This is a genomic window from Leptolyngbya sp. FACHB-671 (assembly GCF_014695745.1).
In the GTDB taxonomy this organism is placed as follows: Bacteria; Cyanobacteriota; Cyanobacteriia; order Elainellales; family Elainellaceae; genus JAAUTN01.
In genome coordinates, this window is sequence record NZ_JACJOV010000125.1 from 13,066 (window position 1) to 33,931 (window position 20,866).

The 20,866-nt window shown below is 51.2% G+C and carries 17 protein-coding genes; 10 read left to right on the plus strand and 7 right to left on the minus strand.

Annotated elements, in window-relative coordinates:
• Positions 1–390 precede the first annotated feature (390 nt).
• From H6F93_RS16415 to H6F93_RS16425, 3 genes are all read left to right on the plus strand, one after another.
• Positions 391–1,179 carry a DUF928 domain-containing protein gene (locus H6F93_RS16415; protein ID WP_190642771.1) on the plus strand — a complete coding sequence of 263 codons (789 nt, stop codon included), beginning with the start codon at positions 391–393 and terminating at the stop codon, positions 1,177–1,179.
• 115 nt (positions 1,180–1,294) lie between these two features.
• Positions 1,295–2,056, plus strand: a complete 762-nt coding sequence (locus tag H6F93_RS16420) for a DUF928 domain-containing protein (RefSeq protein WP_190682774.1) — start codon at positions 1,295–1,297, stop codon at positions 2,054–2,056.
• 30 nt (positions 2,057–2,086) lie between these two features.
• The gene (locus tag H6F93_RS16425; protein ID WP_242043495.1) at positions 2,087–2,968 is read left to right on the plus strand and encodes a DUF928 domain-containing protein; all 882 of its coding nucleotides are present in this window, start codon (positions 2,087–2,089) and stop codon (positions 2,966–2,968) included.
• On the opposite strand, the gene H6F93_RS16430 is transcribed toward H6F93_RS16425, so the two are convergent.
• A complete protein-coding gene (locus H6F93_RS16430; protein ID WP_190682779.1) occupies positions 2,951–3,718 on the minus strand; it encodes a YebC/PmpR family DNA-binding transcriptional regulator in 768 nt (255 codons plus the stop codon). The genes H6F93_RS16425 and H6F93_RS16430 overlap by 18 nt on opposite strands.
• A 756-nt stretch (positions 3,719–4,474) precedes the next feature.
• Here H6F93_RS16430 and H6F93_RS16435 point away from each other — a divergent pair.
• The 5 genes from H6F93_RS16435 (at position 4,475) to H6F93_RS16455 (ending at position 12,217) form a co-directional block, all read left to right on the plus strand.
• Positions 4,475–4,780, plus strand: coding sequence for a WGxxGxxG family protein (locus tag H6F93_RS16435; protein WP_190642775.1), 306 nt, complete (start codon positions 4,475–4,477; stop codon positions 4,778–4,780).
• Between the two features lie 139 nt (positions 4,781–4,919).
• On the plus strand, positions 4,920–5,204 hold the full coding sequence (locus H6F93_RS16440; RefSeq protein WP_199313769.1) for a WGxxGxxG family protein: 285 nt from the start codon (positions 4,920–4,922) through the stop codon (positions 5,202–5,204).
• A 139-nt stretch (positions 5,205–5,343) separates the two neighbouring features.
• Positions 5,344–8,940, plus strand: a complete 3,597-nt coding sequence (locus H6F93_RS16445) for a CHAT domain-containing protein (RefSeq protein ID WP_190682785.1) — start codon at positions 5,344–5,346, stop codon at positions 8,938–8,940.
• A 128-nt stretch (positions 8,941–9,068) separates the two neighbouring features.
• Positions 9,069–11,204 (plus strand): protein kinase domain-containing protein, encoded by a 2,136-nt coding sequence (locus H6F93_RS33400; RefSeq protein ID WP_199313770.1) that lies wholly within the window; start codon positions 9,069–9,071, stop codon positions 11,202–11,204.
• Positions 11,205–11,278: 74 nt separating this feature from the next.
• Complete coding sequence (locus tag H6F93_RS16455; RefSeq protein ID WP_190682788.1) at positions 11,279–12,217, plus strand: COP23 domain-containing protein; 939 nt, start codon at positions 11,279–11,281, stop codon at positions 12,215–12,217.
• A 6-nt stretch (positions 12,218–12,223) separates the two neighbouring features.
• Here the strand turns inward: H6F93_RS16455 and H6F93_RS16460 are convergent, their stop codons facing one another.
• The 6 genes from H6F93_RS16460 to H6F93_RS16485 form a co-directional block, all read right to left on the minus strand.
• Positions 12,224–12,865 carry a hypothetical protein gene (locus tag H6F93_RS16460; RefSeq protein ID WP_190682791.1) on the minus strand — a complete coding sequence of 214 codons (642 nt, stop codon included), beginning with the start codon at positions 12,863–12,865 and terminating at the stop codon, positions 12,224–12,226.
• A 179-nt stretch (positions 12,866–13,044) separates the two neighbouring features.
• The gene (locus H6F93_RS16465) at positions 13,045–14,655 is read right to left on the minus strand and encodes an NAD(P)H-quinone oxidoreductase subunit 4 (RefSeq protein WP_277882859.1); all 1,611 of its coding nucleotides are present in this window, start codon (positions 14,653–14,655) and stop codon (positions 13,045–13,047) included.
• Positions 14,656–15,256: 601 nt separating this feature from the next.
• Complete coding sequence (locus H6F93_RS16470; RefSeq protein ID WP_199313771.1) at positions 15,257–15,805, minus strand: GNAT family N-acetyltransferase; 549 nt, start codon at positions 15,803–15,805, stop codon at positions 15,257–15,259.
• Positions 15,806–16,069: 264 nt separating this feature from the next.
• Positions 16,070–16,546, minus strand: coding sequence for a bilin-binding protein (locus H6F93_RS16475; protein WP_190642781.1), 477 nt, complete (start codon positions 16,544–16,546; stop codon positions 16,070–16,072).
• Between the two features lie 94 nt (positions 16,547–16,640).
• Complete coding sequence (locus H6F93_RS16480) at positions 16,641–17,126, minus strand: 2Fe-2S iron-sulfur cluster-binding protein (protein WP_190642782.1); 486 nt, start codon at positions 17,124–17,126, stop codon at positions 16,641–16,643.
• Between the two features lie 23 nt (positions 17,127–17,149).
• Positions 17,150–18,082 (minus strand): hypothetical protein, encoded by a 933-nt coding sequence (locus H6F93_RS16485; protein ID WP_190642783.1) that lies wholly within the window; start codon positions 18,080–18,082, stop codon positions 17,150–17,152.
• A gap of 233 nt (positions 18,083–18,315) precedes the next feature.
• Here H6F93_RS16485 and H6F93_RS16490 point away from each other — a divergent pair, with 233 nt between their 5' ends.
• Together H6F93_RS16490 and H6F93_RS16495 are read left to right on the plus strand one after the other, a co-directional pair.
• Positions 18,316–19,335: a LysR family transcriptional regulator gene (locus H6F93_RS16490; RefSeq protein WP_190642784.1), complete on the plus strand. Its 1,020-nt coding sequence runs from the start codon at positions 18,316–18,318 to the stop codon at positions 19,333–19,335.
• A 12-nt stretch (positions 19,336–19,347) separates the two neighbouring features.
• On the plus strand, positions 19,348–20,862 hold the full coding sequence (locus H6F93_RS16495) for a serine/threonine-protein kinase (RefSeq protein ID WP_190682794.1): 1,515 nt from the start codon (positions 19,348–19,350) through the stop codon (positions 20,860–20,862).
• Positions 20,863–20,866: the final 4 nt, after the last annotated feature.

Here is a 20,866-nt window from a genome sequence, read left to right on the forward strand (position 1 = left end):
ATCGGAGCCATAAGACGGTTATCGCTGCTGATACCCTCAGTTAGGTGAATGAGACGGATGAAATTAGTACGGAAACAAAAGCAAATACTCTGAATCTATAGAACAAGCACCTCCGTACTAGTTCTGATGCTCAGACGGGGGCAGATATAAATATAGTGAGTCGTCGAGGCCGTTGTTGAGTCACCTATTAAACCGCTATCCATTAATTCGGAAGGCTAGGCAAATCCTCACAGCCCAGACGTTGCACCGTCTCCAAGTTGTAGCCCCAACTTTATCAACTGGGAGTGTGAATCAACTCTGTGGCGATCGCTTCAGTCATTATCAATCTTTATTTTTCGAACAAACCATCTGCATCAAACGATCCCTGTGTGTTCATAGGATGGAATTAGCATGTACCGATTAAATCTGAATTCTAAAATTCGTCCAATCTTCGTCACGATTTGTTGTGCTTTTTCACTCGGCTTAGTAGTGGGAGGATTTCCTTTGATGGCGATCGCCCAGGAATACAACCCTCCAGATGTGGGTTTACCAGGACGGCGAGAAGGAGGGGGTACCCGCGGCTGCTGGAATGAGTTAGCGGTAGCCAACCCAACCCAATCCTCCTCCCAGTCATCGGTAGAAGAATTGCCTACTGCTCTGACTCCGGCTGAAAATTTTGGCTACACCACTTCAGAACGCCCTACTTTTTTCTTCTACATTCCTCAGCTTTACGCCGAGAAAGCCGTAGCAGCCGACTTTATGCTTTTGGATGAGCAAGGTAACGAAGTCTACAGCACCACCTTTCAACCAAGTCACAGCGCTAATGTGGTTAGCGTCACGCTGCCTGCTGATAGCGCGTCTGCTCTGGAACCTGGCAAACCATATCAGTGGAGCTTTGGCTTAACCTGCAACTTAGGCGATCGTTCTGGCGATCGCGTCATGGACGGCTGGATTCAGCGCGTTGAACCTACCGCTGCCCTAGAAACTGCCCTGGCAAATGCCACTCCAGCAGAACTTCCTGCCCTCTATGCCCAGTCAGGCATCTGGTATGACGCATTCGCCAGCCTAGTTGCGCTGCATACTACACCCACCAGCCAAACTTTTACAACTCAGTGGTCAACTCTACTCAACTCGGTTGGACTCAATCACATCGCTGAAGCTGCCTTTGCTCAGTGCTGCACTACTGCCCAGAGCGAATAAACTCGCTAGCATTGCCAGTGGCTCTATCCATGCGCACTCAATGCGTCCTACCGACTTGATCCAGACTGCTCAAAACACCGATAAGCCAACAAAACCGTTCTGAGAAGTAAGAGTCATGCATCGCCCCCTTTTTTTGCTTAACCGTTTCCCTGTTTCTCTCATGCTGGCGGTAGGAATATGGCTAGCTGCCCTGCCCACAGTGACCCTAGCTCAAGAGTACATTCCTCCTCAGCGTGGCTTGCCTGGTCGTCGTGAAGGAGGGGGCACTCGTGGGGATTGCCTCAGCAGCAGCCAGCGTCTGACGGCCCTCATGCCTGACACTAACTTTGGTAAAACGATTGCGGAGTATCCAACTTTTTTTTGGTACATTCCTGATGTGCAGCCCGAAGCAGCGGAGTTTGTGCTGTTAGATGAGAACGACAATGAGCTATATCGCACCCGGTTTCAGGTAACGGGTGCATCAGGGGTGATTAGCCTGAGCCTGCCTGAAAATGCCGGGATGCCACCCCTAGAAGTCGGGAAGGACTATCACTGGTACTTCTCCTTGGTTTGTGATGATGTCGACCGATCGGGCGATCCTTACACGGAGGGCTGGATTCAACGGGTTGAGCCAGAGGCAGCCCTACTGTCCCGGTTGGAAACAGCCTCGCTCCGCGATCGCCCCACTATCTATGCGTCCGCTGGCATCTGGCACGATGCGCTTACATCCCTCGCCGAGCTGCGTCGCGCCAATCCTCAAAACGCCAGTTTCATGAGAGGCTGGAGAACTCTGCTTGACTCGGTGGAGCTAGCAAAAGTGGCAGATCAGCCATTCGTCCCCTGCTGTGAGCAGGTCAGCAGCCAGCCTGTCAGCAGCAATCTGGGCATTAGCCCCTAACCCTCTACAGTTCCTTATTCGGTGTTCCCTATGCACTGCGATCGCCCTCGACTTATTCGCATTGCGGCTTACCTGACGACATTAGGGCTATTGCTCAATAGCGGTTTGCCGTCAGCCTTGGCGCAGCAGTACGTTCCACCAGAGCGGGGGTTACCTCAGCGTTTAGGGGATGGCGGCACACGGGCAGGAGACTTCGGGAGTCCGTCTGGGACAGACGCACCCCCAACCGACCAGCCCAGTTTTGAACTGGAGAGCCCATCTGCTCGACCTGCACCTGGAGGATATACCCCACCTGCACCAGGGTTGCCGGGTCGGCGTGAGGCAGGTGGTACAAGGGGCAGCGGTAACTGCATCGATCACTCACAACTGGATGACTCGCAACTGGTTGCCTTGATGCCGATAGATAACTACGGAAGAACGCTATCAGGCTATCCGACACTGTTCTGGCGGGTTCCCCCAAATCAAGCAGAGGCAATAGAGCTGGTCTTGTTTGACGAGGCAGACAACGAGATCTATCGCACTATATTACAGATTACCGGTGAAGCGGGAATTGTTAGCCTAGCATTACCCGCTCACGCTGGAATGCTGCCCTTAGAGGTGGATGCGCTATACCGCTGGTCTTTCTCTTTGATTTGCGATTCAGCCGATCGCTCAGCCGACCTCTACACCGAAGGCTGGCTTCATCGAGTTGAGCCTGCCCCTGATCTGGCAGCTGAAATCGATGAAGCAGCAGAGAGCGATCGCCCCTCCATTTATGCTGCTGCCGGACTCTGGCATGATGCTCTGTCTGCGATCGCCGAGCAGCGCCGCACCAATCCTGAAGACGAAGCAGCGGCAGCCCGTTGGCGCAATTTATTGGAATCAGTCGGGCTAGGGGTTATCGCTGATGAACCGTTAGACCATGCTGACTGACATGAGTTCATCTGCCATATCAAAGTTAGCGTTGACAGACTGCACGTCATCCAGGTCTTCTAGCGCATCCATTAGTTTGAGCAGCGATCGCGCCTGATCAGAGTCAGTCACTTCTACAGAATTTTGCGGAATCCAGCGCAGTTCGGTCTGCTGAATTTTGTAGCCCTTTTCCTGTAAAACTTGGCTCAGGGTTTCCAGGTTGATGGGTTCCGTGAAGACCTCAGCTCCCGCTGCTTCATCGACCTCAACCAGTTCGTAGGATTCTGCTCCGCCTTCCAGCGATGCTTCTAGCAACTCATCCTCATCAATTTCCCCAACCAGGGTGACAACGCCCTTCTGCTCAAACATCCAGCCGACACAGCCCGTTTCTCCCAAGTTGCCGCCTGCTTTGTTAAAGGCGGCCCTGAGGTCGGCGGCAGTGCGGTTGCGGTTGTCGGTAAATGCTTCGATCAAGACAGCTACGCCACCCGGCCCATACCCCTCATAGCGAATTGCCTCCAGCGCATCTGCATCTGCGCCTAGCTTGCCGGAGCCTTTAGCGATCGCCCGTTCGATATTGTCATTGGGAATTCCAGCCGCTTTTGCTTTCTCAATTGCCGTGCGAAGCTGAAAATTACCATCAGGGTCAGGCACTCCGCTCCGGGCTGCCACAATAATCTCCCGCGAGATCTTGGCAAAGGTTTTGCCCTTCACCGCATCTACTCTGGCTTTTTGCCGCTTAATATTTGCCCACTTACTGTGTCCTGCCATGCGCTAATCAGTTCATGCTGTGAGATAACGTCCAAACCTAGAATAGTAAACCTGCTGCGTGTGTGTCAGATTGCGCCCTATCGACCGCAGTAGTAGAACTCAAGGCTCGCTTGCTTGCTGTACGTTTTAGTTGCACTCATGGGGCTGATTCCTGACCGCCGCATCGAAAAAACTCTAATTTCATAGGGGCTGCCCACAGCTATATTTCTCCTACTTCTTGGTTCCACTTACAACCGATTTGAGGCTGCTGTAAGAATCTATAGAATTCGTAGATTAGTCCGCAACCAAAGAATGTTTAGAAATGTGTATTTTCTGAGAATATCTGTTTTTATGTCTTTTCAAAGTCTTAACCCAAAGCTTCCTATTTCTAGAATAGAACCCCAGTATTTCTAATATTTCTAAATTCGTTTCTCATTTTTATTTAAAGCCAAAACTTCAGTGAATCAAAGGTTTCGGCTTTTTGAATGTACAAGAATTGAAATTAAGTCGATTGATTCTTCTAAGGCTGATTCTATTGAAAAGGTTGGAATAGATTCGTCTCTGCTAATCCTCTATCTCTGCAGGATGACTAGGCTTGATCCGGGTTTATCGCTCTAGGTTGATTCAAGTCTTGAAGACAAACGAATACTGTAGAGACATGGTTGTTGAATAGCTAAAACAAACGATTTAACAAGCCGTCAACAACTGATTGAACACGTGCAGTCGTTGCACTGCCAGATCTCCTTAACAAATGAGAATTAGCGAGGATACTTAACTATGAAACTTTCCAATTTCGCCAAATTGGCTGGAGCCAGTGCACTAGGACTGAGCCTGACTGTGTTGTCTGTAGGTGCGCCTAGCTTTGCGCAAGATGCTCCTGCGGTTGATGGCACCACAACAACCACTGAGACGGAAGTGGAAGGCACTGAGACGGAAGTGGAAGGCGATCGCGACTTTGACTGGGGTTGGCTGGGTCTGTTGGGTCTGATCGGCTTGGCTGGTTTGGCTCGCAAAGATGATGATCACACTACCCGTTACCGCGAACCTGACGAAGTAAGCCGGACTTCTTCTACACGCTACTAATCTAGATTAGGCGGTAAGAATTGGACTGATAAGAGAATAAGGGTCTTAGAACATTCCTAAGACCCGCCGCCATCAGGACAGTTGAAAATTTTTTTGATAGAAATTTGCACTCTAAATGAAGGAAGTGAATATGAAAAGCATGAACTTTTCTAAGATTATGAAAGCTGGTATCTTAGCAGCCAGCCTAGTTCTAGTGCCCGTTGTCCCATCTGCGCTCGCTCAAACCGAATCAAACAATCCCACTCTAGACACCACTCCTTTGCAAGAGAGTAGTGATGACGCAAACAATTGGGGCTGGTTGGGTTTACTCGGATTGATTGGCGTAGCAAATCTGTTCCGCAAACGCAAGACCACTGAAGTTTATCGAGAGCCAGATGTCGCAAGTGGTACAACTGGTACAACTGGTACTGGATATCGCGAGTAGACAGATCGCTCTCAAGCTCAAAATCCTCCCAACTTGAGCTTGGACCTGTAACCGAATTAAGTTTTGATATCGCCAGCTCTGATCTTAATCAGGGCTGGCGTATTTTGTAGTAACGGTTACTCAGCATTCAGGCACCGCTATGATTTCTTCTACGCCGGGTGTTTCGCTGTCTTCTGGTCCGGAACATACACGGGGTGGTGCGATCGCCTTTCCTCTCCCCTCTGTTGCTTTTGCTGTAGGAACGTTTGCTGTAGGAACGCTGCTCATTGTCGGCACAGTGGCTACCCCAGCCGCAGCTCAGTCTATCGTGCCTGCCAATGACGGGACAGGGACTCGCGTTAGGATTAATGGCGATCGCTACATTATTCGCGGCGGGCAGCTTTCAGAAGATGGTGCCAATTTATTCCAGAGCTTTGAGCGGTTTGGGCTGAGCCCCAACGAAATTGCCCTATTTCGCTCTGACTCAACAATTCAAAACATCCTGGCACGGGTGGTAGGTGGCGATCCTTCTTTAATCAACGGCTTGCTTCAGGTCACGGGTGGCGACTCAAACCTGTATCTGATGAATCCTGCTGGAATCCTATTTGGTGCCAATGCACGGTTGGATGTACCTGCCTCGTTTACCGCCACAACCGCCAACGCAATTGGGTTTGAGCAAGGCTGGTTTAACGGCTCAGGAGCAAATGATTACACCAGTTTGACCGGTGCGCCAACTCAGTTTGCTTTCACCATGACGGAACCGGGGGCGATCGCTAATGCAGGCAACCTCAGCGTTCCTGAAGGGCATTCCCTGACCCTGTTAGGCGGCACTGTCACCAATACAGGAGAACTTGCTGCACCTGCGGGACAAATCACGCTTACCGCAGTTTCTGGTGCAAATCGGGTACGGCTGAGTCAAGCGGGTCATTTGCTGAGCATTGAAATCGAACCTGTCACGGCTAATCCTCAGTCTGGTGAACCTACCTCATGGACGCTGCCAACTGCTTCGCTACCAGAACTGCTCACGGGTGGAAGTGCCAGCAATGCAACTGGGCTGCGGCTCAATGGCAATGGAGAAGTTGAGCTAGTTGGCTCTGGTATTCAAATTCCCAATCAGGCAGGAGTGGCGATCGCCTCCGGTAGCCTAGACGTTTCCTCAACTGCTCCCGGTCAACCTGGCGGCACGGTTCAAGTCCTGGGCGATGTCGTCGGACTGATAGAAGCCAACGTAGATGCTTCTGGCAGTGGCGGTGGCACCGTACTGATCGGCGGCGACTATCAGGGGCAAGGCAGCATCCCTACTGCCTCACGCACTCTGATTGATCGTGACTCTGTGATCAACGCCAATGCCGAGGAGAGCGGAAATAGTGGTCGAGTCATTGTTTGGGCAAATGATACTGCTGCATTTCACGGCAGCATCAGCGCTCAGGGGGGAGATTCGGGCGATGGTGGCTTTGTGGAAGTATCGGGTCACGAAAACCTGATTTTTAGAGGTACTGTCAACACCAGCGCGGCTAATGGGCAAGTCGGCACTTTGCTGCTCGACCCGTTAAACATCACAATTGTGGCAGGCAATGGCGCTGACGATGATGCTCAACTGCTGGGTGATAGCGTAGTCCTAGCGGGTGATGGCAATCCCAATGAATCGTTCACCATTTCTGAAACAGCAATAGAAAATGCAGCCGCCTCTGGCAATCTTCAGCTAGAAGCAACCAATGACATTACGATCGAGTCGCTTTCAGACGGTGTTCTTACCCTGTTCAGCCTTGGCACCTTTGAATTGGGCACGATTCAGTTTCGAGCAGATGCCGATGGAGATGGCGTAGGCACCTTCTCCATGAACTTGAATGATACGCTCGATACGAACAGCAGTGACTTAGTCATTTCCGGTGCAAACCTGCTGCTTGGCAATATCGATACCTCCAGCGGCGGCGATGGCGGCGACGTGACGCTGAATGCAGTCCGTGCGATTCGGGTGAATACAATTAACGCTCAAGGCTTTGAGGGAACAGGCGGAACGGTAAACATTACTGCGGGGCGGCTGTTTCGGGTGCTGGGTAGTTTTAGCGATCGCAATGAAATCAACGCCAGCATTTCCACGTCAGGCTTAGGGGGGGGTGGCTCTATCAGCATTCAGCACGATGGCGGTAGAACCGAAACTCCTTTCACCATCGGCACTGCTAACCCTACCAATGGCACTGCGGGTGCCATTACCACAGGCGAATCAACCTTAACTGCCGCCAATTCACCTATCATTGGCACCGAATTCGTGCTGGGTAATATCCAAGTACTCACTTCTGAACCCACGCCTACCCCGACTCCAACCCCCACGCCCACCCCTACCCCGACTCCAACTCCGACTCCAACCCCCACGCCCACGCCCACCCCGACTCCAACCCCTACGCCCACGCCCACTCCTCCACCCTTTAACGAAGGGGAACTCCTTCCCCGCAACCCTCCCAACCCAACCCCAGAAATTGTCAGCCGATCGCCCGTTACAATTGACACGGCGATCGCCCCCCTGGAAGAAAACTTTACCCAGGAGTTTGAAAACTACTTGGGATTGGAAAATACTCGAATTCGGTCGCTCGACGAAGCAAAGGAAATCTTGCAGGAGATTGAAGACGCAACGGGAGCCAAACCCGCGTTTATCTACGTCAGTTTTGTGCCCGAGTCGCTGAGTTTGTTGCCTGGGAACTATACCCCTCAAGACAGCGACCAGCTGGAACTAGTAGTGATTACCAAAACAGGACTAACGCGCAGGCGAGTCCCAGAAGCTACTCGCGCTCAAGTTTTAGCTGCTGCCCAGACATTTCGCGGGGAAGTGACCAACCCTCGCCGTACCCGCAGCACAAGCTATCTGACCTCGGCTCAACAGCTTTATCAGTGGCTCGTTGCCCCAATTCAACCCGATTTGCAGGCTCAGGAAATCAACAATCTGGTGTTTTTGCCAGATGTAGGATTGCGATCGCTCCCCTTTTCCGCCCTGCACAACGGTGAGCAATTCCTGATCGAACAGTACAGCGTCGGTTTAATGCCTAGTCTGAGCCTGACCGATACTCGCTATGTCGATATTAAAGATGCTCAAATGCTGGCAATGGGCGTTTCTGAGAGCACCCAGGGGCAAACCCCATTGCCCGCTGTGCCCGTCGAGCTTTCCACCGTTGTGCTGAACCTCTGGCGCGGCAGAATTTTTCTCAACGACAACGCTACGATCGCCAATCTGCAACAAATCCGCACCGAGCAGCCCTTTGGCATCATTCACATGGCAACCCATGCCGACTTTGTAGGTGGTCTAGTCAACGACTCCTACATTCAGCTTTGGAATGACAAGCTGCGAATGGATCAGGTGCGGCAGCTTGGCTGGAATGACCCCGCTGTAGAAATGCTGGTGCTGAGTGCTTGCCGGACTGCCCTGGGAGATGAACAGGCAGAACTGGGTTTTGCCGGACTAGCCGTTCAAACAGGAGTAAAAACTGCGGTTGCAAGTCTCTGGTATGTCAGTGATGCTGGAACAGCCGCTTTGATGACAGGCTTCTATCAATCGCTAAGCACTGCTCCCATTAAGGCAGAAGCCCTACGGCAAGCACAAATTGCGATGGCGCGAGGTGAGGTGTATCTGGAAGATGGACAGTTGCGTGGACTGGAGGGAATTGAAGGGTTAAACCTTCCGTCTGCCAGCCTGGATATTAGCAGTCGTGAGCTGTCGCATCCCTACTATTGGGCGGCGTTTACGGTGATTGGTAATCCTTGGTGAATCCCTGTTACTGCTTTAGAGTGCCGCTGCTGCCAAATCCTTATGGAAAATTCATCGAGCAGCTTGTATTTATGTCTGGGGACAGATTTGCTTCGTGCTAATTTGATAGACAAAAACACTGAATTTTTATGCTGGGTCAAGTTGTTGGAAGTCGCTACAGGATCTTTAAGCACCTGGGGGGCGGTAGCTTTGGTCAAACTTACCTGGCAGAAGATGCGTATATCCCCGAAGATAACCTTTGCGTCGTCAAGCAGCTTAAGCCGCAGTTCACTGACCCGCTAACGCTACAGGTTGCCCGACGGCTGTTTGAATCCGAAGCAAAAACTTTGCACAAGCTGGGCATTCATGGTCAAATTCCTAGGCTTTTAGCCCATTTTGAAGAAAAACAGGACTTCTACCTGGTTCAGGAGTTCATCGAAGGGCATGATCTGAGCCGTGAACTGCTGCTGGGCAAACGCTGGTCAGAGGTAGACGCAATCAAGCTGGTGTGGGACATCCTCGAAGTCCTGAGCTTTGTCCATCAGCATCAGGTCATTCACCGCGACCTCAAGCCCTCAAACATTCGGCGGCGGCAGCGCGATGGCAAGCTAGTGCTAATCGACTTTGGTGCGGTCAAGCAAATCAGCACTCAGGTCGTAACTTCACAAGGCAAGACAATGCTGACGGTTGCAGTAGGCACAATGGGCTACGCGCCCAACGAACTGCTCAGCGGTAAACCTCGTTTATGTAGCGACATTTACGCCGTTGGCATGATGGGCATTCAGGCGTTGACTGGAATGTATCCAACTGAGTTGCGAGACGACCCAACAACAGGCGAACTCGTTTGGAGAGACGGAATTAATGTCAGTCCCGAATTTAGCCAAATTTTGGATGGTATGGTCTGTTATGACTTCCGCCAGCGCTACCAGACTACGCAAGGAGTGATGCGGGCACTGGAGCCACTGATGGCATCCACCGAATCTCAACGTGTCGCCCCCCCGCTTGTAACTCAACCGCCTGAAATAACGACCGTTCCGACTACTCCTGTCTCTCTGTCGGGACTTCCCCTTCCCCCAACGGAAGTTAATCTGCAACTGCCAACGCTTCCCGAACCAGACTCAGCTGCAGTTCCCGTAGCTGCTGCCAGCAGCATTCCTGAGACTGAAGTGGTGTCTGTTGACCCTGCTTCTGCTCAGTCCTCCCCAGGTCCCGTAGTACCCAGTTCCTCTGCACCAACGGTGCCTGTGACTGCGCCTCCTTCCGTACCCCCTGGTATGCAGGTTGAAGGGATGCTGGGTGCGTCGGTTCGGGCTGCCTCCTCATCTTCACCGCCAACCGTTCCCCTAACGGAGCCGCCTTCTCCTCCGGTGCAAGTGCCGCCGACTGTGGCTTCTCCCCCCTCTGAGGGGACAGTAGTGCAGTCTCCTCGCTTCCCTTGGAAGTTTCTAGGGGTAGGAGCAGGAGTGGCAGCGGCGATCGCCACTACCGTCGTTGGGTTAAATTACTACAACCAGTCTCAGCGCCAATTTGCTCTGGGTCAGATTACTTCCTTGAAGATGGAAGGAAACCACGAGGAATGCGTTCGCACTGCGATGGCGCTGTCTGGGGACGCACAGGCCCAGCAGCTTTTGGGAGAGTGCCAATTAGCACGGGCACAGGCATTGGCAGCCAGCAACCAACTCAAAGATGCCATTCTTGCCGCCAGCGAAATTGCTGAAGGTCATTCTGCCCATGAGGAGTCTCAGAACCTTGTGGGTGAGTGGTCTGAGCGAATTCTAGAACTGGCAGCCGAGCAGTATCAGGGTGGAAAGTTAGAAAACGCCGTAGCAATGGCGGGGGCAATTCCTGAAACTAGCTCAATCTATGAGCAGGCGCAGGCGCAAATTGTCTCCTGGAATCAGGAATGGGAAGCCGATGAGGGGCTGCTGAAAACCGCCCAAGAAGCGGTAGATCAGGGTGAATGGCAGGCGGCGATCGCCGAAACCGAAAAAATCGCCAATGAATACTGGAAACAGCAAGCAGCGCCCATCGTAGAAAAAGCCAACACCGAAATCTCAGCCGCTGAGCAAAGAGCCGCTGAGCAAAGGGCAGCCGAGCAAAGAGCCGCTGAGCAAAGAGTTGCCGAGCAAAGAGCCGTTGAACAACGCCAATCCCAACCCCGCCAACGCCAAACCAGCCAGCGCCGCTCTCAAACGCAGCGTCAGCGTCCTGCGACCCAACCTCAACCCCAGCCCCAAGCTCCCACTTTCACCGATCCAGATTGCCCCAGTGGAGTTTGTCTGTAAATAGGCGAATTCGAGACGCCTCCTTCTTAGCTTTTCCCCCTCATTCTTCACCTTTAGAACTAGAACAAATATCCATGAAATTAGCTAAATTCCTAGTTGCTTTACTGGTTGGCTCGACTGCAACAATTTCCCTGCTGCCAGGGCTACGTCAACCCGTCCAGGCACAAACAGGGACAGGCTTTTACTGTGACGAAAGCCGTGAACCCCCAGTCATGGTTGCCGCTGGAAATGGGCAAGTTATTGACTTCATTACCTTTACGTCTGCCTGGGCACCCCCACCCTACACAGCTGAGGTGCGCTGCCAGGTCATTTCTGCCCGATTTCAACGAGTTTTTGTTAGAGATGGTGCATCTGCCTTCTCAAACGCAACTTTTGGCTACCTGAATAACGAGCCAGTTATGTGCCTTTCGAGAAACACGCAGGATCAACAGCGGGGCATCTGTGACCCTGAAAACATTCTGCTAACCTTCCAAAACGAACTCCAGGGCTGTTTGTTTATTCCCGCGTTTGAAGAAAATCTTTTTCGCCAAGGTGTCCAAGGCGACTCTAGCGGCATTACGAGAGAGCAGTGTAATCGCCAATTTTCTGCCCAAACACGACGCGGTGACAGCCAGGCTCGTCAAACGTTTCTCGCACTGAATCAACAGCAGGCACCCATCAGCACCATTCCCTACAACTCCACTACTACGGGAACAGGGAATTACCTTTTACAGGGGCAGGGTTCTTTAGTCGCGGGTGGACCAGTCCTTAGCGATGGCTCTCTGTTTAGAGAACACCTTCTCTCTGGTACAGCAGGTCAGACTGTCACCATCACGCTAGAGAGTAGTCAGTTTGATACCTATCTGATTTTGCTAGGTCCAAATGGCGATCGCGTTGCCGAAAACGACGACATTAGCTCAGACAACCTCAACTCTCAAATCACCGTCACGCTACCCACAACCGGAGTTTACCGAATTCTCGCCAACTCCTACGACGAAACGGGCCAGGGCAACTACACTTACACCGTGCGCTAACTCACGCTATTGGGGGGTGGTGAAGCGCTCAAACGGGTTAGTTTGCCCAGTCAAACCACCCTGCCCAAACGAGTCAAGCAGAATGGCACAGTCGCTCTGAGGCAACTCCTCGGGCAAATCATCTGGGCTGACCAACCGTTGAGCATCAATCTCAGCCACTGGAAACTCGCAAATATAAGCTGCTAAAGGTTCTTGCTGCTGATTGTAAACTCTGGTGCTGTAGCCAAATTCTTGTGCAGCGGTACCCAGCTGGTTGATAAAGGTATAGCGCTCCAGGTAATTGTAAAGACTCCAGATTTGCTGATTGACAATCAGGTCTACTCGGCGCGTTTCGCCATTGCTGCCCGTGAAAGCAAACCAATTGTTCAGCAATTTGCCGCCAAACTGTTCGTCTGCCCACCACAGGCTAGGAAGAGTCAGGTCAGTTTGAGAAACGGTATCCGCAGTAATAACTGAACCGTCTGCTGGAACGGCTTCTGGCTGCAAAAATCGCAAGTCTGGCGGTGCAGTGTCCTGAATCAGGGAAAGGATGGTTTCTCGCTCAACTGCGATCGCCTTTAGCGGTAACCCTAAACTTAGAGCAACAGCTAGAACTAGGCAAGAAAGGGGGTGTGGCGATCGCCCAAAAAGTTGCAGTCGCATCATCATGCTTGAACGTCTTTCACTTCAAGTCTAACCGCGAGAATTCTGGATGTCTGTAAGGCTTTAATCAAACTGCTTCACAAGTCTTTAGAAAACCTTGCCCTTTAAAGGAACGAGCCGGACATATCCTGGATACGTCCGGCTCGCTCTATCTCGTTTAACTGTCCTGCCTAAACTGCTAGGAGCTATTCGGCTAAGCTAGCCAGTTCCTTCGTTTCAGCGCCCAAAATCGGCGGTGCGAAGAAGGGAGGCGTAAAGATGCGAATCGGCTGTTCAGCAATTAGCGGTAGCACGTTTCTTGCTTGCGTTGCGACTGCTACGGTCTTCACATCATAGGTTTGAGTTGCCAGCTTCGGGTAAACTCCGATCGCCACAATTGGCACGAGCAGGCAGAGCGCGATGAACGCTTCACGGGGTCTAGCATCGCTAAAGCTAAACTTAGCGGTTAGCTCGACATTCTCAGAACCGTAGAAGACTTCCCGCAGCATCGACAGCAGGTAAATTGGCGAGAGAATCACACCTACCGCTGCCAGCAGCACAATCGCTGCCTTAAAGGTCGGACTGTAAGCATCGCTGGTGGTGAAGCCAAGGAATATCGTCAATTCACCCACAAAGCCACTCATTCCAGGAAGCGCTAGAGAGGCGAGAGAGCCAGCGGTAAAAAAGGCAAACACCAGTGGCATTTTCTTCGCCATGCCGCCCATCTTATCCATTGCCAGGGTATGAGTCCGCTCGTAGGTTACACCCGACAGGAAGAAGAGAGCCGCTGCAATCAAACCGTGCGACACCATTTGCAGCACTGCGCCACTGATGCCGAGCGTGGTGAAAGAGGCGATACCAATCAGGACAAACCCCATGTGAGCGATCGAGGAGTAGGCGAGTCTCTTCTTCAAGCTAGTCTGAGCAAAGGCAGTCAAAGAAGCGTAGATAATATTGACCACACCCAAAACTGCCAGCACTGGAGCGAAGTAGACATGGGCATTGGGCAGCATCTCAATATTGAAGCGAATCAACCCATAGCCAGCCATCTTCAACAGGACACCCGCCAAAATCATTGATGCTGGGGCAGGAGCTTCACTGTGAGCATCGGGCAACCAGGTGTGGAAGGGAAAAATCGGCAACTTCACACCGAAGGCGACCAGGAAGGCAGAGTAAATCAACAACTCAAAGGTTAGGGAGTAATCCTTCATCCCCAACTCAGAGATGTTGAGAGTGAAGTTATCTCCGTAGAAAGCCATCGCAAAGGCGGCTAACAGAATAAACAGCGACCCAATTGCTGTGTAGAGAATGAACTTTGTCGCTGCATAGGAGCGTCTTTCACCACCCCAAATCGAGATCAGCAGGTAAACCGGAACCAATTCCAGTTCCCACATGATGAAGAAGAATAAGAGATCCTGAGCGACAAAAACGCCAATCTGAGCGCTATACATCGCCAGCATTAAGAAGAAAAACAGGCGTGGCTTGTGCTTCACCTGCCAGCCTGCCAGGATCGCCAGCGTCGTAATCAGACCCGTCAGGATAACCAGGGGCATCGACAGCCCATCTACTGCAACAGACCAGTTCAGCCCAATTTGAGGAAGCCAGCTATAGGTTTCAACCAGTTGATATTCTGGGTTGCGAAGGTCGTAATGCTGCCAGAAGGTGTAAATAATCAGCGCGAATTCTGTTAAGGCTGCTCCCAACGCATACCAGCGAACCACCTTGCCCTCTTGATCGGGCAGAAAGGGAATCGGCAGGGATGCTAGAAGGGGGAACAGAATCAGGACTGTTAACCAAGGAAATTCAGTACTCATCATGAGAGCCTACCCAAAAGTTCTAAGCGTGAAGGACATTCGGGTTGCAGAGTAGGCTTGCTACAGAGCAACACAGGCTCGATCTGTAAAGAAGCGCGTTTAGCTGAAGTGAGGAAGCGGGAAGAGAACAGGCGCTCCTGGATGAGATGGCTCTGCCCAAGACGACAGAGCAGATAGATGGCAGGTATCGCGAACCTATAAATCAAGAGGCTGTAACCTTGCAGGACTTCCACGAAGTTATCCTTGACAGATCGAGTCAACACTGGAAAATTAGATCCGGTAAGAACAATTACCTAGTCAATTACGATGATACCCCAGTTTTATTAAGCAAAGTAAAGTTCGGTACTAGTTTATTGCAGATTTTTAATGATTGTCACTAAAGATGTCACTCTATAAAGCCCGCGTAAAGCAAGCTTGAGGCAAAGAATACTCCCAAAAGTCTGGTAGCCTGGGGCATTAAGGTGGCTACCAGGTTCGCGACGTGAGGTTGCTGAGTGGTGAAAACTCTATAAAATTCCTATGCCCCTTTCTCCTAGTCGGATTAGCGATCGCCAACCAAACAATAGGAGCGTATCTGCCAGGGGCTTCGGTTCAACTAATATCTCTACGACTCTATAGAAGTAACGTACTGCTCTTGCTTAAAAGGTTGGAAGCCGCGCTTGAGGTAGTTGGGGAGAGCCGCAGGTGAATCTAAGGTGCAAGTGTGTAGCCAGACCCGATCGGGGTTCATACTCCAGGCTTGTTCAACTGCGTAGGTGAGTAAATGCTTGCCAAGTCCACGCCCGGTAAATTCTGGCAGTAGCCCAAAGTAGGCGATTTCGGTGGAGCGATCGGGGTGCTGTTTTAGCTCAAAAAATCCAGCAGGTGCGCCGTCACAATACAGTGCCCAGACGGATACACCAGCTTGATTTAGATGGGTAAGAATTTGCTCATTGCTCCAGGGGAGGCGATCGCACCAATAATACTCGCGTCCTACCTCTGTGTAGAAATAGCGATAAAAAGAAGCAGGACAGTCAACCACCCGTTCAATTCGCGCACGCTCAACAGAGTTCTGAAAATCCTCCTCAATCCTGGCAGGTTTCAGATCATCAGGATGAGTCATTTGCAGGTAGGTTCGCGTTACCTCAATGTTCTGTCTGGGCTGTTCGTCCAATTGCTTCTATCCCTACTTCACTTAGAAACTATCAGAACTTACATACTTTACCTGTATATACCAATTCCAAAAATTAGGGCTACAGATGGAAGGGCACTCCACTCCGCGAGTTGCCCTTCCATCTGTAGCCTCCTTTTAGAGAAACGTTATTAGTGAGTTATGCCTTGCCTAAAAATTAAACTTTAAAGAGCAAACCGGAGGCATAGCAAGGCTATACCTCCGGTTAAAAACTGATTTTTCTAAAACTGCTTAAAACTGCTGAAGTTAAGCCGTCACTCCCAGTGAGCGACGATTTAGTTCCAAGATAGGGCAGAAGAGGCTGGCTTGAATGGGAGTGAGGTGCTGTTTGACAACTTCTTGCATAATCCGGTAGGTCATGTCGCAGCTTCGTTGAGCGCCAAAAGCCCGCATGATGGTTTGCATCCAGACCAAGAGGCGATCGCGCAAGCTATCAGGGTCATTTAACAGCATGGCAATGGCTGAATAACGCAAAACGCGAATCGTGTCGCGCTTCCACTTGGCGCTGAGGTCTTCATTTCCGTTCTTCAGCAGCTCAGGGGCGATCGCCCGCATTCGCGCTTGCACCTGCTGAACAATGGATGCTTCTGCCGCCTGAAGCTTTTGATAGGTTTCAACTCTTAAATAGAAAGACTGGACATAGTCGCTGACAAACTGAAGTTCGTCGTCTGCAGCATACCGACCATCTACATTCAAGCTCAGGCGTTCCAGTTGACTCAACATTCCGGCTCACTCTCCAGTCGGTTAACTTTTATCAAGAATTCCCTAGCTTGAAATGTAAATAACAACTGTTGCTCAGCAACAGTTGTTATTTACTTTAAGCATCGGTTGTGTGTGAGAAGTACTGCCCTAGCTTAAAGCTGGTGGTATCTGCAATTTGCTTGAGTGTAGAGCGAGTAATTAGTTTGCCTGACTCAACAAGCACTTGTCCTGTAATCGGGTGAAGCAAATCCTGGTCAGCACGTCGCCCGATCAGCGCTTCAATGTCTTGTAAGGAATTGATATACATACCGGGTGGTAGTTCTACAACCACCCCGTTGCCCATGACCCGGGCCTGGCAAGCTAGCCGAGAGTTCGTTTTGCAGGTGGTGATGACTTCCAGGGTGCGCTGTTCTCGACGGTTGATCGGGGTGAGTGCGTTCATTCCTTTTGTCACATAGACATGGCAGGTTGCACACATGCCACGACCACCACATTCCCGCAACACGTCCAGGTCTTTGTTGATCAAGACAGACAGCAAATTACCGTTGGTTTCAACAGAGGTTTCCTGGGCGATCGGTTCTAGCCTGACCACTTTTGCCATGGTGAATCTTCCTTGAAGAATAATTAAGCTTTATCCGCTAATAAGAGCCTTTTCTGTTCATCATCGAGTGCCGCTTGCCGAATGATGAGGGGGAAATCACGGATTACTTTGGCACAGCGTTCGATAAAGGCAGATACCCACTGTTGAATGTACTGATGTTGATTAATGGTGATGAAGTCGGAGCTGGCAATAGAGGCTGAGAAGGTAATTTGAGCAGACCGATCAATCTGAAAGTTGTTCAGCCATTCCACGGCAGGGCGGCTAGATTTCCAGTAGTTGTTGACGACGGTTGTGCCTAAATATTGAGTGGTGAACTGACTAAGGTGGTTAAGCGCCAGCAACAATTCTTTGAGGTTGATCTGGTCGGTTATAGGGGAGGTGAGAGGGGCAGAAGCTGTAGATTGCGCTTGAGTAGGAGGACTATCTAGATGTTTGTTAGCTGAGTTTAACGATGGGGTCGGAGTGCCATTTTTAGTGTGGGTTTTAAATTGAGATTCCAGTTTAGTGGACCCTGAAGGGGATTGACCTTCAGCCGCCGCGTTCACCTCAGGACGCTGTTTCCAGTAGTTTTGGTTGGATAAGGTGATGTTGCCAGCTAAGAGACGAAAGGTGGCGATCGTGTTGGCGATGTCTTCCTGAAGCTCGATTTTTAGCTGTTCAACCGCCTGTAGGTAAGCTGGGTAAACCAGACTGCTCCCTGTTAAAACTAGAAGGATAATGCCGTGATTTAGCTTGTAGATATAGACTTGATGCCCGGTAAACTGAAATTCAAAGAATTCAAAGTCTGCTGGGGTTGTCTCTACAACCTGTTGGATGCCTTGAGCCAGGGCCTCTTTCTGCTGAAAGTTAAGGGATTGATCCACACCAAAAAAGTACGGGCGCGATCGCCCATCCATTAGGGCAACTCCCGCAATTCCTGGTAAATTCAGAAAGTCCTGGACAACCTCCCGCTTCATAAGGACGCTCTAAGCAATAAGTTGTTTACTTCAGTGCGGCATATGCCAAACGGTAATCCAGGGAGGGCTAATCTGCTCATTGTGATTTTTGATCAACTCAGGTGATTTGCTTATCAGGTGACTTGCTTACCGACTCAGATATCCATCCATTATGGTTCTCCACCGTCCCATTTTCCTAATCGGTCTATTCGTTCTCAGCCTTTGGGCCTTATCTCCTTTCAGGTTTAGCACTCATGTCTGACCTTCCTTTTACTTTGGACCAGTTGCGGATTCTTAAGGCGATCGCTGCCGAGGGAAGCTTTAAGCGTGCCGCTGATAGTCTCTATGTTTCCCAACCTGCCGTTAGCCTTCAGGTGCAAAACCTGGAACGACAGTTGGATGTGCCTTTGTTTGACCGGGGTGGCAGGCGGGCACAGTTGACCGAAGCGGGGCATCTGTTGCTCAGCTATGGCGATCGGATTTTGACGCTGTGCCAGGAAACCTGTCGAGCGATCGAAGATTTACAGAATCTTCAAGGTGGCACCTTGATTGTGGGGGCAAGCCAAACTACAGGAACGTATTTGCTGCCCCGCATGATTGGCTTGTTTCGGCAGAATTACCCAGATGTAGCGGTACAGCTTCACGTCCATTCCACTCGCCGCACTGCCTGGAGCGTAGCAAATGGGCAGATTGATCTGGCCATTATCGGCGGTGAAGTGCCTCCTGAATTACAGGACTCGCTAGAAATTATTCCCTACGCAGAAGACGAACTTGCGCTGATTTTACCTGTTTTGCATTCTCTTGCCCATTTGAGCACTGTGCAAAAAGAAGATCTTTATAAACTCCAGTTCATTACCCTCGATTCTCAATCCACGATTCGTAAAGTGATTGACCAAGTTTTAACGCGCTGCGGCATCGAAACTCGTCGCCTCAAGATCGAAATGGAGCTAAATTCGATTGAAGCAATTAAGAATGCAGTTCAGGCTGGGTTAGGTGCTGCTTTTGTATCAATCTCAGCGATCGAAAAAGAGCTGCAAATGGGCGTATTGCATCGCGCTCGGATTGAAGATGTGGTTGTCAATCGCACACTTTCGGTGATTATCAATCCCAATCGCTATCGCTCTAAGGCGGCAGAGGCTTTCTTCAAAGAGATCTTGCCGCAGTTCGCCAGCCATAAGCCTGTTGCGGTAGACGATAGGATTAATCAAGATGCAGCTGAGCCGGTTGAACCGCTCTCATTGGAGGCAACCACCTCCAAGCCTGGGGGAAAGTAAGTCACGAGGTTTATGGAAGTCCACTGCACCCGTCCAGTTTGCCCTCGACCCGCCAACCATTTTGCTGACCTGGATAACAGCGCGACGCTGAAGACAGTGCAGCAAAAATATTGCACAGCCTGCGGAATGCCGTTGATTTTGGTGGGGCGCTATGTACCGCTAAAGCTACTGGGCAGGGGTGGTTTTGGGGCTGCGTATTTGGCCCGCGATCGCTACACGCCTGCGATGCGCCAGTGTGTGGTGAAGCAGTTTCAGCCTGCGGGTGATCTCAGCCCGGCCCAGCTAGAAATGGCTCAAAAGCTATTTGAGCGGGAAGGCGAGGTCTTGGAGGAATTGGGCAATAAACATCCTCAGATTCCTGATCTGCTGGCTTTTTTTGAATTAGATGTACCCAGTCGCACTCCTAATAAGCCCGATCGCTTCTTTTATCTGGTGCAAGAGTTTATTGACGGGCAGGACATGGAGCGGGAACTGGAGCAAAAGAAACAGTTCTCTGAAGCAGAAGTCTTGGAAGTGCTGACCGAAATTCTCAAGGTGCTGAGGTTTGTTCACAGCAACGGCTCAATTCACCGTGACATCAAACCTTCTAACATCATGCGCCATCGGGACGGTCGGCTGTTTTTGCTAGATTTTGGGGCGGTCAAGCAGCTGACTTCAGCCGCCGCAGTTCAAGGAGGCAGGGCCTCAACTGGAATTTACTCGATGGGTTTTGCGCCACCCGAGCAAATGGCGGGTAACGTGGTTTATCCAGCGACTGATCTCTACGCGCTTGGCGTTACCTGCATTACGCTGTTGACGGGAAAGCAACCCGATGAACTGTATGACTCGTATGGCAACGAATGGACGTGGCGAGCCTATGCTCAGGTGAGCGATCGCTTGGAAGCGATCCTCAACCGAATGCTGCTGCAGTCTCCTAAACAGCGCTTTCAGTCGGCGAATGAGGTGCTAGAAGCGCTTGCCGGCCCAACTGCCAGACCTGCATCACCGCCTCCACCCCCACCCCCGCCTCCGCCTCCGCCACCCCCAGTTCCCTCATCTGGATCAGCCGCTGCTGTTAGGAAGGCACCCCCTCCTCCCCCTCCTTCTAGTCCTGCGCCTGCGCCATCCCCTGCACCTGCGCCTACACCCGCTCCTGTCGCGATGCGCCCGGCTGCTCAACCCGGAATGCAGCCTGCTGTACGCCCCTTTTCGACCTTGGAATTGATTAGAGGCGCTGGATTTACTGGCTTTGAAGCAGGGCTGCTGGCGATCGCCATTTATAGCTTTTCTGGGTCTTTGCTCTTCAGTGCTGGGTTACCGCTATTGGCGATCGCCGTTTTAGTCTTGCTTCAAACCCGTCGCGTCATTGAAGGATGGGACTTGCCGATTATTGGGGCAGTGACGCTAGCGGTGGTTGCCTTTGTGGTGCTGCGAACAGGAGGATCGCTTTCAACCCTGATCATTTTGGCGGGGTTGGTAGGACTGCTGGCGATCGCCATCACAGTGATTTTCCGCCTGATTTATGCGCTGCTGTCCCGCTTCATCTAAGAGA